Genomic DNA, 13,393 nt, shown 5'->3' with positions numbered 1-13,393 from the left:
GGTGTGGGCGTGGTATTCCACCGATTCGGCGGTGAGTTGCATGAAGGCCTCTTCCAAGGAGGCCTGCTGCGGGCTGAGTTCGTGCAGCACCAGGCGGTGGGTGGCGGCCAGTTCGCCGAGCCGGTCGGCTCCGGTGCCGTCCACTTCCAGGGCGCCGTCGTCCTTGGTGAGGACCGCGATGTCCTCCCGGTGCAGGACGTCGAGGAGCTGTTCGCGCTGGGGGCTGCGCAGCCGTACGTAGGAGCGGGAGTTCTCCCGGATGAAGTCGGCCATCGAGGTGTCCGCCAGCAGGCGGCCCTGGCCGATGACGACCAGGTGGTCGGCGGTCAGCGCCATCTCGCTCATCAGATGCGAGGAGACGAAGACCGTACGGCCCTGCGCGGCGAGGGACTTCATCAGATTGCGGATCCAGTGGATGCCCTCGGGATCCAGGCCGTTGACCGGCTCGTCGAACATCAGGATCCGCGGATCGCCCAGCAGCGCCCCCGCGATCCCCAGCCGCTGGCCCATACCCAGCGAGAAGCCCTTGGCCTTCTTCTTCGCCACCGCCGTCAGCCCGACCGTGTCCAGCACCTCGTGCACCCGGCTGCTGGGGATGCCGTTGGACTGCGCCAGACACAGCAGATGGTGGTAGGCGCTGCGCCCGCCGTGCATCGCCTTGGCGTCGAGGAGGGCCCCGATGTCCTTGAGGGGTTCCTTGAGGCGGTCGTAGTGGACGCCGTCGATCCGGACGTCGCCGGAGGTCGGCCGGTCCAGGCCCAGCATCATCCGCATGGTGGTCGACTTGCCCGCGCCGTTCGGGCCGAGGAACCCGGTCACGATGCCCGGCCGCACCGTGAAGGTCAGATTGTCGACGGCCATCTTCTCGCCGTAGCGCTTGGTCAGCCCTTCGAGCTCGATCATGCGTACACGCTAGGCGGGCCCACTGACAGGCGCCTCCCGGTGGGGCGCGCGATAGGGGCGCGCGGATGCATTGGGAGCGCATTTGGCTCTCTCGCGCGCCCCCCATGCCCGCCCGGTGCCTACGGGCCGCCGTTTCACACGGCCTGCCCGGTGCGCGCGAGGCCGTACGCACCACGCCCCCGTCCCGCGGAAAGCGCGGTACGGGGGCGTGCGGAGTTGCTGCCGTGCGGTGGGCGTCAGCGGGTCTGCTGGGCCGGCACGCCTCGGGAGGCGCTCTCGTCCTCGCCGGGAGTGCCCGCGGCGGCGACCGCGGCACCGGTCAGCGTGGCCAGCATCTCGCGGACGTTGGTCAGCTGGGCGTTGATCGAGTCGCGGCGGTTGGTGAGTGCCGCCAGCTCGCGCTCCGATTCGCTGCGGATGCGGTCGGCCTTGGCGTTGGCGTCGGCCACGATGTCCTCGGCCTGGCGCTGGGCGGTCTCCACCGTCTGGCGGGCGCGGCGCTCGGCGTCGGTACGCAGCTTCTCGGCCTCCATGCGCAGCTGCTCGGCGCGGTGCTCGATCTCGGCGAGCCGCTTCTCGGCCTTGGCCTGGCGGGAGGCGAGGTCGCGCTCCGACTGCTCGCGGCGCTTGGCGAGGTTCGTCTCGAAGTCCGCGGCGGCCTGGGCGGCCTTGGCGCGGGTCTCCTCGAAGAGGGCGTCCGCCTCCTCGCGCTTGGACTGCGCGTCCTTCTGGGCGTCCGAACGGAGCGTGCTCGCCTCGCCCTTGGCCTTCTCGACGATCCGGACGCCCTCGTCCTCGGCCTTCGCCTTGCGCTCGGCGGCGTAGGACTCGGCGTCGTTGCGCACCTGCTGGGCGGCGGACTCGGCGAGTTCACGGTGCTGCTCGGCGGCGCGGCGGGCTTCCTCCCGCAGGTCCTTCGCCTCTTCCTCGGCGAGGCGGAGGATCTTCTCGACGCGCGCGCCGAGGCCCGCGTACGAGGGCTCGGCGTCGTTGACCTGTGCCTGTGCGTTCTGGGTTTCGAGGTGGAGCTCCTCGATCCGCTTCTCCAGCGCCGTGATGCGGGTCAGGGCGCCGTCGCGGTCGGAAACGAGCTTGGAGATGCGTTCGTCCACCTGAGCGCGGTCGTACCCACGCCGCACAAGCTCGAAGCCGTAGGGGGAAGTGTCGCTCATGGGGATCCTGTCGAAAGAGACCGGTGAGGTGATAGGGGGAATCCTAGAGGCCCGGACGGCGTGTCATCGAGCAGATGCCTGTTTGGTCTGGAGAATGACACCTCTTTTGAGTGGCTGACGACCGGAGCCCTTGCCAGGGGTGGCCCCCAGGCACCCTACAAGCACCTTACAGAGTCCGGAATCCACCCTTCCGCCCGGGGAAGGGGCGTGCGCCGGAGCGTACGGAGTCGGCCGGAAATCGACGGTGCCAGACGTGAGTTGAACCACCGTCACCGACTCCGCCCAACTGCCCCCGCCCGAGCCGGAGTCAGCTCTCCGAGGACTTCGCGGAGCGGGTCGCCCCGGCCCCTGCGGGTGCCTTGCCCCCGGAGTCCTTGCCCGGGGTCTCGAAACCGAGGGTCTCCAGGACGTCCTGCACCCGGGAGATCTCGGCGTTGATGTCCTCGCGGCGGCGGACCAGGACCTCCAGCTCGCGGGTGCTCTCCTCGACCGTACGCCGGGCGTCGGCCTCCGCCTCCGCCTTGATCTGCTGGGCCTCGCGTTCGAGCCCGGCCTTCTTCTGCTCGGCCTCCTTGAGCAGGCCCTCGGCCTTCTTCACGGCGCCGATGCGCACCCGCCCGGCCTCGGCCTCCGCCTCGGCGAGCTGCTCGCGGGCGGCCTTCTCCGCCTCCGCGAGCTGCTCCTCGGCCGCCTTCACCAGAGCGTCGCAGCGTTCGCCCGCGGTCTTCATCGCCTCCGCCGACTCGCGCCGGGCCCGCTCGTGCAGCTCCTCCATCTCGCTGGTGAGGCGCTCGCGCAGCTCCTCGGCGCGCTCCCGGATCGAGGCCGCGTCCCGGCGCGCCCCGACCAGCAGGTCGTCGGCGTCCGTACGGGCCTTCTCCACCAGGGAGTTGCCCTCGACCGTGGCCTCGGAGACCAGCCGGTCGGCCTCCTTGCGCGCGGCGCCGACCATCGAATCGGCCCGGGCCTCCGCCTCGGTGTTCGTGCGGTGCGCCTCGCGCTGCGCGTCCGTGGTGAGCTTCTCCGCCTCGGCGACCGCCTCGGTGATGAGGGTGTCCACCTGCTCCGCCGCCTCCGAGCGGCGCTTGTTGGCGTCCTTGCGGGTCTCGTCGAGGGTGCGTTCGGCCTCCGCCCGCGCCTCGCCGCGTACCCGCTCGGCCTCCTCCTCGGTGCTCGACTTGAGCGCCTGCGCCTCGGTCCGTACGCGCTGCGCGTGCTCCTCGGCGGAGGCGACGGTGGCGGCGGCCTCGGTGCGCAGCCGCTCCGCCTCCGCGGTGGCGTCCGCGAGCAGCTTCTCGGCCCGCTCGACCGACTCCGCGCGTACCCGCTCGGCCTCGGTGGCGGTCTCCTCCCGCAGCCGCTCGGTCTCGGCGGTCGTCTCCGAGACGAGCGTGTCCGCCTGGGCCGCCGCGTCCGAGCGGATGCGGTTGGCGTCCTCGCGGGCGTCGGCCCGGGTGCGCGAGGCGTCCTGCTCCGCGGAGGCGGTGGCGTCGGAGGCCTCGGTACGCAGCCGCTGGGCGTACTCCGCGGCCTCCGCGCGCAGCCGTTCGGCCTCGGCGGCGGCGTCCGCGCGCAGCCGGTCCGCCTCGGTGGCGGCCTCGGTGCGCAGCCGCTCGGACTCCGCTGCCGCCTCCGAAAGCGCCTGATCGGCAAGGGACTTGGCGGTCTCGGAGGCCTCCTGGGCGTCCCTGCGCACCCGGTTGGCGTCCTCGGTGGCGCGCTCCCGCTCGGCGTAGGCGTCGGAGCGGACCCGGTCGGCCTCCTCCTGGGCCTCGCCCCGGGTGCGTTCGGCGGCGTGCTCGGCGGCGCTGCGCAGGCCGGTGATCTCCTCCTGGGCCTGCTCGTGCAGATGGGCCACCGAGTCCCGTACCTGCTGGGCCTTCTGCTCGGCACTGGTGACCAGTTCGCCCGCGCGGCGCTCGGCGTCCTCGCTCAGGCGCAGCGCCTCGGCCTCGGCCTCCTCGACGCGTTTGCGGGCCGCGGCGAGGAGTTCCTCGCTCTGCTCGCGGGCGCGGGCGCGCTCCTGGTCGGCCTCGCCGCGGGCGGAGCCCACCAGCTCCTCGGCCTCCCGGCGGCGGCGCGCGGCCTCCTCCTGGGCGGCGGACAGCGCCTCGGCTGCCTCGGCGTGCACCCGCTCGGCGGCGGTGGTGGCCTCGGCGTGCAGCCGGTCCGCGGACTCCTGGGCCTCCGTCTTCAGCCGCTCGGCCTCGGCGGCGGCCTCGCTGCGCAGCCGTACCGCGGTGTTCTCGCCCTCGGCGCGGGAGCGGGAGGCGTCCGCGGCGGCCTCGGTGCGCAGCCGCTCCGCCTCCGCCTCGGCCGCCGCCTGCAGGGTGCGGACCCGCTCGGCGGCCTCCGCGCGCAGCCGCTCGGTCTCCTCGCCCGCCTCCCGCCGCAGCCGCTCGGCCTCCGCCCGCGCCTCGGTGAGCGCGGCCTCGGCGGCGGTCAGGCGCTCCTCGGCCTCGGTGCGCAGCCGGGTCAGCTCCTCGGCGGCCGACTCCTGCCGGGCCGCCACCGCCCGCTCGGCCTCCTCGCGCAGCTCGGTGGCAGCGCGCTCGGCCTCGGCGCGAGTGGACTCGGCCTGCTCGGCGGCCTCCTCGCGCTGCTTCTGGGCCTCCGTACGGGCCCGCTCCAGGGCGTCCTCGGCCTGCTTGCGCAGGGTGCTGGCGCGCTCGATGGCGTCGAAGCGGACGCGTTCGCTCTCGGTGGTCGCGGCGCCGCGCAGCTCGTCCGCGTCGGTGCGGGCCTTGGCGAGCAGCTCCTCGGCGGACTTGGCCGCCTCCTCGATCTGCTGGACGGCCTCCCGGCGGGCCTCGCCGCGGATCTTCTCGCCCTCGGCGACCGACTCGGCGCGCAGCTGCTCGGCCTCGCCCCGCAGCCGCCGCGCCTCCTCCTGGAGCTCGACGGTCTTGGCGCGGTACTCCTTGGTGTCGTCCTTCGCCGCGCCCTTGAGCTCCTCGGCGATGTCGTGCGCCTCGGCGCGCAGCCGGTCCGCCTCGGCCTCGGCCTCGCCGCGGGTGCGCTCGGCCTCCTCGGCCGCCGCCTTGGTGGTCGCCTTGGCCTGCTCGGCGGCCTTGGTGAGCACCTCCTCGGCGGTACGGGCGGCCTTCGCGGTCTGCGAGGCGGTCTCCTCCGCGGCGACGTTGCGCGCCTTCTCGGCGGCCTCCGCGATCAGCTTCTCGGCCTCGGCCCTGGCGTCCTCGACGACCTCCTTGGCCTCGGCCCGGACCGTCTCGGCGTCCTTGGTGGCCTCGCCGACCAGGCGCGCCACCTGCTCCTTGGCCGTACGGGTGCGCTGCTCGTTGGCCGCCTCCGCGGCGGCGAGCTGGCGGGCGGCGGCCTCCTTGGCCTCGGCCACCCGCTTGTCGGCCTCTTCCCTGGCCTCGCGCAGCGCCCGCTCGGCCTCGGCCATCCGCTCCTCGGCGGCCCGGCTCAGCTCGGCGGCCTGGCGCCGGGCGCTGTCCGACTCGCTGGCGGTGGAACTGCGCAGCTGCTCGGCGTGGTCGGTGGCCTCCTGCGCCTGGGTGGAGGCGGCGTTCAGCAGGCGTTCGGCGTCCGCGCGGGCCCGGCGCAGCAGCGCCTCGGCCTCGGCGCGCGCCGACTCGGCCTCCTCGGTCAGCCGGCGGCGGGCCTCGTCGGTGAGCCGCTGCGCCTCCTCGCGGGCGGCGGCGAGCGACTGGTCCGCCTCGCCGCGGGACTCGTCGAGGAGCCGGCGGGCCTGCTGCTCGGTACGGGTGCGCAGCTGCTCGGCCCAGGCGACGTTCTCGTTGACGTGGGACTCGACGGTCTGGCGGCGCTCGGCGAGCTCCTGGTCGAGCTGCTGGCGGCGGGAGACGGCCTCGGCGTGCAGCTCGGACTGGAGCCGCGACTGCTGCTCGGCGTGCTCCTGGAGGATGCGCTGGGTCTGCGCCCTGGCCTCGCGCAGCTCGCGCTCCGCGTCGGAGCGCAACTGGTCCGCCTGGGCCTGGGCGTTGCGCAGCAACTGCTCGGCCTGGTAGCCGAGATCGGCGCTGTCGTAGGCGGGACGGAACGCCAGATTTCGCCGTGCCTCGTGCAGCTTGGCGCGCAGCACCTCGACCTGGTAGCCGAGGTCCTCGGCGTGCTGGACGGCCTTTTCCCGTTCGGTCTTCAGCCGGTCCATCTCGGCTTCGAACCGGGAGAGGTGGTCGTCCTCAGCCCGCTCTCGTTCCTGGCGTTCATAGCCACGCACTGCGCGGTCCCATCCGTCCCCTGGTCGCAGTCTTCTCCACGAGCCGCGTTCTCCGCCGAACGGGGCCCCCGGGGAATGGTGTCAGATCATCGGCACCGCGTGGGCCGCTGCTCCATGCCCGCCCCCGAAATGCCCGAACCCCGGCCACGGCCGTCCACGGCGGAAGCTCAGTCTCCACTCCCGGACGGCCGTGCCCCAAGAGTACCGGCCCAGGTGGGCGGTGGTCAGTGCTCCGAGCTCTCCGGGGGTGCGGAGGTGACGAGTTCGGTCAGCACGCCGCCGCAGTCCTTGGGGTGCAGGAAGGTGATCCGGGAGCCCATCGAGCCGATCCGCGGCTCCGGGTAGAGCACCCGTACGCCCTTGTCCTTGATGTCGGCGGCGTCCGCGTCCACGTCGGCGGTGCCGAAGGCGATGTGGTGGACGCCCTCGCCGTTCTTCGCCAGCCACTTGGCCACCGTGGAGTCCTCCCGCACCGGCTCCAGGAGCTGGAGGTACGAGGCGCCCCCGTCGTCCGTGGAGTTGATCTTGAGCATGGCCTCCCGGACGCCCTGCTCCTCGTTGACCTCGGAGTGGTACACCTCGAAGCCGTAGGTGGCACGGTAGAACTCAACGGTCTTGTCGAGATCGAAGCAGGCGATCCCGATGTGGTCGATTCTCGTCAGCATGACCTCAGTGCAACGTCACAGGGGGTGATTACGCAACGTGCGCGCGATCACACTTCGGCACCGATGACGCGGCACTTACCGCTCAGTACATTCAGGTAAACCCTCGTTCACTCCTCATCCAAGGAGCCGTGCCTGATGTCAGGAACGACCGGAACAACCTCGGTGATCGTCGCCGGCGCCCGTACGCCCATGGGGAGGATGCTGGGCTCCCTCGCCTCCTTCTCCGCCGCCGACCTCGGCGGCTTCGCCATCAAGGCCGCCCTGGACCGGGCCGGGATCGCCGGGGACCAGGTGGAGTACGTGATCATGGGTCAGGTGCTCCAGGCCGGAGCGGGCCAGCTCCCGGCCAGGCAGGCCGCCGTCAAGGGCGGCATCCCGATGAACGTCCCCTCCCTCACCATCAACAAGGTCTGCCTCTCCGGCCTCGACGCCATCGCCCTCGCCGACCAGCTCATCCGCGCGGGTGAGTTCGACATCGTCGTGGCGGGCGGCCAGGAGTCGATGACCAACGCCCCGCACGTGCTCCCGAAGGCCCGCCAGGGCTACAAGTACGGCGCCGTCGAGGTCCTGGACCACATGGACCACGACGGCCTCACCGACGCCTACGACAAGATCCCGATGGGCGCCTCCACCGAGCGGCACAACACCCGCCTCGGCATCGGCCGCGCCGAGCAGGACGAGATCGCCGCCCTCTCCCACCAGCGCGCCGCCGCCGCGCAGAAGAACGGCGTCTTCGACGCGGAGATCACCCCCGTCGAGGTCCCGCAGCGCAAGGGCGACCCGATCCTCTTCAGCAAGGACGAGGGGGTCCGCGCCGACACCACCGTCGAGGGCCTCGCCAAGCTCCGCCCGGCCTTCGACAAGGGCGGCACTATCACCGCGGGCACCGCCTCGCAGATCTCCGACGGCGCCGCCGCGGTGGTCGTGATGAGCAAGGCCAAGGCCGAGGAGCTGGGCCTGGAGTGGCTGGCCGAGATCGGCGCCCACGGCAATGTCGCGGGCCCGGACAACTCGCTCCAGTCGCAGCCCGCCAACGCGATCAAGCAGGCGGTGAAGAAGCAGGGCATCGCGGTCGAGGACCTGGACCTGATCGAGGCCAACGAGGCCTTCGCCGCGGTGGTCCACCAGTCCACCAAGGAGCTCGGCGTCTCCTCCGACATCGTCAACGTCAACGGCGGTGCCATCGCCCTCGGCCACCCGATCGGCATGTCCGGCGCCCGCCTCGTCCTCTCCCTCGCCCTGGAACTCAAGCGGCGCGGCGGCGGCACCGGCGCGGCCTCCCTGTGCGGCGGCGGCGGCCAGGGCGACGCCCTGATCATCCGCGTCCCCAAGGCCTGAGCGAGCCCGGGCAGGGCCTGAGCACGACCCGGCGGGGCCCGGGCGGATCCGAGAGCGTCCGCCCGGGCCCCACCGGTCGCGATACCGCGGGCACCCACCGGTCTGGGACCCTGTGGGCACACACTGAGTGAACGGAGCTGTGATGCAGGACGTCTCCTCTCTGGTCGACGAGGCCAGGAAGGGCAAGCCGCGTGCGGTGGCCCGGCTGATCTCCCTGGTGGAGGGCGCGTCCCCGCAGCTGCGCGAGGTGATGGCGGCCCTGGCCCCGCTCACCGGCAAGGCGTACGTCGTCGGCCTCACCGGCTCCCCCGGGGTGGGCAAGTCCACCTCCACCTCGGCACTGGTGACCGCCTACCGCAAGCAGGACAAGCGGGTCGGCGTCCTGGCCGTCGACCCCTCCTCGCCGTTCTCCGGCGGCGCCCTGCTCGGCGACCGGGTCCGGATGTCCGACCACGCCTCCGACCCCGGGGTCTACATCCGCTCGATGGCCACCCGCGGCCACCTCGGCGGGCTCGCCTGGGCGGCCCCGCAGGCCATCCGCGTGCTGGACGCCGCGGGCTGCGACGTGATCCTGGTGGAGACGGTCGGCGTCGGCCAGTCCGAGGTGGAGATCGCCTCCCAGGCCGACACCAGCGTGGTGCTGCTCGCCCCCGGCATGGGCGACGGCATCCAGGCCGCCAAGGCGGGCATCCTGGAGATCGGCGACGTCTACGTGGTCAACAAGGCCGACCGGGACGGCGCCGACGCCACCGCCCGCGAACTGAATCACATGCTCGGCCTCGGCGAATCCCGCGGCCCCGGCGACTGGCGCCCCCCGATCGTGAAGACGGTCGCGGCCCGCGCCCAGGGCATCGACGAGCTCGTCGAGGCCCTGGAGAAGCACCGCGCCTGGATGGAGGAGCGCGACATCCTCGCCGAACGCCGCCGCCGCCGCGCCGCCCGCGAGGTCGAGACCATCGCCGTCACCGCCCTCCGCGAACGCATCGGCGACCTCCACGGCGACAAACGCCTCGGCGCCCTCGCGGACCGGGTGGTCCAGGGGACACTGGACCCGTACCGGGCGGCGGACGAGCTGGTGGCGGAGCTGACGGAGGGCTAGGGGTCTCCTCGTCACGTACGGGACCGGACGTACGCGACCGGACGTACGCGACCGGACGTACGGGACCGGACCTACGCGACCGGTCTCTGACCCCGAACGCGTCGCGCCCCGCCCCCGGTTGACCGAAGTCAACGGGGCGGGGCGCGGTGCTGTGCGGCGGGGGAGACTCAGCGAAGGGCGAGGTCAGTCGTCGTCGTTGGCGTCGTCCTTCGCGTCGTCGCGGTCGTCGTCCCCGTCGTCGTCGTGACCGGACTTGTCGTCGCGGTCGTCCCCCTTCTCGTTTCGGTCGTCCCGGTCGTCCCGGTCGTCCGCCTTCTCGTCGCGGTCGTCCCCGTCGTCGTCGCGGTCGTCCGCCCGGTCGTCGTCGGCGTCCCGGTCGGCGGTGACCTCGCCGGTGGTGCCGTCCACCTTCCAGTCGCGCTCGGCGCCCTTGGACGTGGTCGTCTCGACCTCCCAGACGGCCTTGCCCGCTTCCTCGTCGAGTTCGACGGCGGTGACCCTGCCCCGGTCGGCGAGGGCGGCCGCGGCCTCCTCGGCGTCGACGCGGGTCTCGGCGGCGGGGCGCTGGTCGTCCTGGACCGCGACGGTGGACGTGGCGGAGCCCGCGCCGTTGCCGCTGTCGCCGCCCACGGCGAAGGCGGTGGCCGTACCGCCCGCGATCAGCGCGGCGGTGGCGGTGGCGACGACGAGCTTGCGCTTCATGGGCATGGAATCCTCCAGGTCTCGGGCCGGTGTCCGGCCGCGGTGGCTTCGCTGCGGCCGGTTGTCGTCCCGGCCACGGACACCACAGTCCCGGGCCGACGCTGAAGGCAGCCTGAAGGAAGCTGAAGGGTTCTTCAGGTCCCGTTTGGGAGGCTGTGCGCATGCGCCTGTTGATCGTGGAGGACGAGCAGCGCCTCGCCCGCTCCCTGGCCGCCGGACTCACCGCCGAGGGCTACGCGGTGGACGTGTCCCACGACGGCCGCGAGGGACTGCACCTCGCCTCCGAGGGGACGTACGACCTGCTGATCCTCGACATCATGCTCCCCGGCATGAACGGCTACCGGGTCTGCGCCGCCCTGCGCGCCGCCGGGCACGAGCTGCCGATCCTGATGCTGACCGCGAAGGACGGCGAGTACGACGAGGCCGAGGGACTGGACACCGGGGCCGACGACTACCTCACCAAGCCCTTCTCGTACGTGGTCCTGCTCGCCCGGGTGAAGGCCCTGCTGCGCCGGCACGCCGCGGCCGGGCGCTCCCCGGTGCACCGGCTCGGCGGCCTGACCGTCGACACCGCGGCCCGCCGGGTCTGGCGCGAGGAGGAGGAAGTACCGCTCACCGCGAAGGAGTTCGCGGTACTGGAGCAGTTCGTGCTGCGCCCCGGCGAGGTGGTCTCCAAGGCGGAGATCCTGGAGCACGTCTGGGACTTCGCCTACGAGGGCGACCCGAACATCGTCGAGGTCTACATCAGCACCCTGCGCCGCAAACTCGGCGCCGCCCTCCTCGTCACCGTCCGCGGCGCCGGATACCGGCTGGAGGCGGGCCGATGAGACGCCCCTTCGCCTCGGTACGCGCCCGGGCCACCCTCGCCGCGACCCTGGTGGTCGCCGTCGCCCTGGTGCTCGCGGGCTTCACCGTGCTGACCGCGCTGCGCTCCAGCCTCTCCGCCGAGGCGGGCAACCGGGCCGAGTCCGCCGCGCGTGACGTGGCCGCCCAGCTCGCCGGGGGCCGGGCACCCGGCGAGCTCGAACTGCCCGACGCGGAGGACAGCCCTGTACAGGTCGTGGACGAGGACGGACGGCTGCTCGCGGCCGACGAGGACCTGGAGGCGGTGACCGGGACCGGCACGGGGGACGTACGCCCGCCCCGTGCGAGCGGTTCGCCCACGAGCGGTTCGTCGCCTACGAGTGCAACGCCCCCGAGTACGAGCGGATCGCCCGCGAGTGGATCACCGCGGCCGGAGCGGACCGGGGAGGGAAGCGGCGGGGACGACGGCCGGGAGGAGACCGAGGAGCCGGACGACGACTCCGACTCCGATTCCGGGTCCGACTCCGGGTCGGATTCCGATTCCGGGTCCGAGTCGGACTCCGATGACGGTGGCGACGACAGCGACAGTGACCGCGAGGGTGATGACGACGGCTGGCGCGGCCGGCCCGGGGAGATCGACTCGGAGGCGGGGCGGGCCGAGGGCAGCGCCACCGTCGACGGGGAGACGTCCGCGTACCGTTTCGCCGTGGTGCACCTCGCGCTGCCCTCGGGCGAGCAGGCCACCGTGTACGCCGGGGCCTCCCTGGACGCCGAACACGACGCCAACCGCACCGCGTTGACCGTGATGCTGATCGGGCTGCCGGTGCTGCTGCTCGTGGTGGGCGGGGTGACCTGGCTGGTGACCGGGCGGGCGCTGCGGCCCGTGGAGGGGATCCGCCGCGAGATGGCCGCCATCACCGCCTCGGAGGATCTGCGGCGCCGGGTGCCGGAGCCCGCCACCCACGACGAGATCGCCCGGCTCGCCGCGACCACCAACGAGACGCTGACCGCCCTGGAGTCCTCGGTGGAACGCCAGCGCCGCTTCGTCGCGGACGCCTCGCACGAGCTGCGCAGCCCCATCGCCTCGCTGCGCACCCAGCTCGAAGTCGCCGCCGCCCACCCGCAGTTGCTCGACCTCGATGGCGCCGTCGCGGACACCGTACGGCTGGAACAACTCGCCGCCGACCTGCTGCTCCTGGCCCGCCTGGACGCGGGGGAGCGGCCCGCCGGGACGCGGTTCGACCTCGGTGAGCTGGTGGCCCGTACGGTGGCCGAGCGGCGGCCGGGCCGGGTGCGGGTGCGTACGGCGATCGAGGCGGCCCAAGTGACCGGCTCCCGGGGGCAGTTGGCGCGGGTGCTCGGCAACCTCCTGGACAACGCCGAGCGGCACGCCGCCGCCGAGGTCCTGGTGACGGTACGGGCCGAGCCGGGCGCGGCGGTCCTCGAAGTCTCCGACGACGGCGCCGGGGTGCCCGAGGCGGACCGGGAGCGCGTCTTCGCCCGCTTCGTCCGCCTCGACGAGGCCCGCACCCGCGACGAGGGCGGCGCTGGACTCGGCCTCGCCATCGCCCGCGACGTGGCCGAACGGCACGGCGGGACACTGGAGTTGGGGGAGGGGCCGGAGGGCGGGGCGCGGTTCGTGCTGCGGATCCCGAAGGGAGGGGGAGAGGGAGAAGGGAAGGAAGAGGGAGGGAGAGGAGAGGGGAAGGATGGGCATGTGTGACGGCTGACAGGTGACAGATTGTGGGCGGACAGATAACAGATATCGATATCTGTCAGCCGTCAGCCGTCAGCCGTCAGCCGTCAGCCGTCAGCCGTCAGCCGCCGGGTCGCCGGGGCCCCCGGGAACCCACAAGCCCACGACCTCACGGAGCCCCGAGCCCAAGCCCCCTGCAGACCCCGCCGGCCCCCAGGCCTCCAGCCCCCTCACCCCCGAGCCCGCCGCTCCCGCAGATGCCCCGCGACCGGATCCAGCGAGGTCTTCAGGGCGTCCAGTGCCTCCGGGCTCATCAGGTCGATGAAGTTCTTCCGTACCGAGTCGACGTGGTACGGGGCCACCTTGTGCATGGTCTCGCGGCCGGTGTCGGTGAGGGCGGCGTACAGGCCGCGGCGGTCGGACTCGCAGGACTCGCGGCGTACCAGGCCCGCGTTCTCCATGCGGGTGATCTGGTGCGAGAGGCGGCTCTTGGACTGGAGGGTGGCCGCGGCGAGGTCGCTCATCCGCATCCGCTGCTCCTCGGACTCGGAGAGGTTGACCAGGATCTCGTAGTCGTTCAGCGTGAGGCCGAAGGGCTGGAGGTCCTTTTCGAGCTGGTAGCTGAGCAGCCTGTTGACCTCCAGGTGGGTGCGCCAGGCGCACTGCTCCTTCTCGGTCAGCCAACGGGTGGCCGTGTCGGTCTCCATGAACTCGATTCTACCTAAGAAGTTGAAAATCCAACGAGTGAGGGGGTGGTCCGAACGGTGACCCTGCGCACATGTTCGAGGTCACCCTCCGGAGACTACC

At 72.8% G+C, this 13,393-nt stretch carries 10 protein-coding genes; 4 read left to right on the top strand and 6 right to left on the bottom strand.

Annotated features, from left to right (window positions below; translation table 11 throughout):
* The 4 genes from HFV08_RS30130 to mce form a co-directional block, all read right to left on the bottom strand.
* On the bottom strand, positions 1 to 903 hold a 903-nt coding region (locus HFV08_RS30130), incomplete at its 3' end, for an ABC transporter ATP-binding protein (protein WP_168543742.1).
* 236 nt (positions 904 to 1,139) lie between these two features.
* Positions 1,140 to 2,075, bottom strand: coding sequence for a coiled-coil domain-containing protein (locus HFV08_RS30125; RefSeq protein ID WP_168543741.1), 936 nt, complete (start codon positions 2,073 to 2,075; stop codon positions 1,140 to 1,142).
* Between the two features lie 307 nt (positions 2,076 to 2,382).
* Positions 2,383 to 6,282, bottom strand: a complete 3,900-nt coding sequence (gene scy / locus HFV08_RS30120; protein WP_168543740.1) for a polarized growth protein Scy — start codon at positions 6,280 to 6,282, stop codon at positions 2,383 to 2,385.
* Positions 6,283 to 6,506: 224 nt separating this feature from the next.
* Positions 6,507 to 6,947 (bottom strand): methylmalonyl-CoA epimerase, encoded by a 441-nt coding sequence (gene mce / locus HFV08_RS30115; RefSeq protein WP_040248242.1) that lies wholly within the window; start codon positions 6,945 to 6,947, stop codon positions 6,507 to 6,509.
* 135 nt (positions 6,948 to 7,082) lie between these two features.
* On the opposite strand from mce, the gene HFV08_RS30110 reads away from it, so the two are divergent.
* Positions 7,083 to 8,285, top strand: a complete 1,203-nt coding sequence (locus HFV08_RS30110; protein ID WP_168543739.1) for an acetyl-CoA C-acetyltransferase — start codon at positions 7,083 to 7,085, stop codon at positions 8,283 to 8,285.
* A 142-nt stretch (positions 8,286 to 8,427) separates the two neighbouring features.
* Positions 8,428 to 9,384 carry a methylmalonyl Co-A mutase-associated GTPase MeaB gene (gene meaB / locus HFV08_RS30105; RefSeq protein ID WP_168543738.1) on the top strand — a complete coding sequence of 319 codons (957 nt, stop codon included), beginning with the start codon at positions 8,428 to 8,430 and terminating at the stop codon, positions 9,382 to 9,384.
* Between the two features lie 183 nt (positions 9,385 to 9,567).
* Here meaB and HFV08_RS30100 read toward each other — a convergent pair whose 3' ends face one another.
* Positions 9,568 to 10,086, bottom strand: a complete 519-nt coding sequence (locus HFV08_RS30100; RefSeq protein ID WP_168543737.1) for a PepSY domain-containing protein — start codon at positions 10,084 to 10,086, stop codon at positions 9,568 to 9,570.
* A 161-nt stretch (positions 10,087 to 10,247) separates the two neighbouring features.
* Between HFV08_RS30100 and HFV08_RS30095 the strand changes: the two genes are divergently transcribed.
* Both HFV08_RS30095 and HFV08_RS30090 read left to right on the top strand, forming a co-directional pair.
* A complete protein-coding gene (locus HFV08_RS30095) occupies positions 10,248 to 10,913 on the top strand; it encodes a response regulator transcription factor (protein WP_040248232.1) in 666 nt (221 codons plus the stop codon).
* Positions 10,910 to 12,613, top strand: a complete 1,704-nt coding sequence (locus tag HFV08_RS30090) for a sensor histidine kinase (protein WP_168543736.1) — start codon at positions 10,910 to 10,912, stop codon at positions 12,611 to 12,613. Before HFV08_RS30095 ends, HFV08_RS30090 begins: the two co-directional genes overlap by 4 nt.
* 203 nt (positions 12,614 to 12,816) lie before the next feature.
* Here the strand turns inward: HFV08_RS30090 and HFV08_RS30085 are convergent, their stop codons facing one another.
* Positions 12,817 to 13,293 (bottom strand): MarR family winged helix-turn-helix transcriptional regulator, encoded by a 477-nt coding sequence (locus HFV08_RS30085; RefSeq protein WP_168543735.1) that lies wholly within the window; start codon positions 13,291 to 13,293, stop codon positions 12,817 to 12,819.
* Between the last annotated feature and the right edge of the window lie 100 nt (positions 13,294 to 13,393).

The sequence above is a fragment of the Streptomyces physcomitrii genome (assembly GCF_012273655.1).
GTDB classification, from domain to species: Bacteria; Actinomycetota; Actinomycetes; order Streptomycetales; family Streptomycetaceae; genus Streptomyces; species Streptomyces physcomitrii.
The sequence above is the reverse complement of the archived record's forward strand: the minus strand, read 5'-3'. Positions and strand labels throughout refer to the sequence as shown.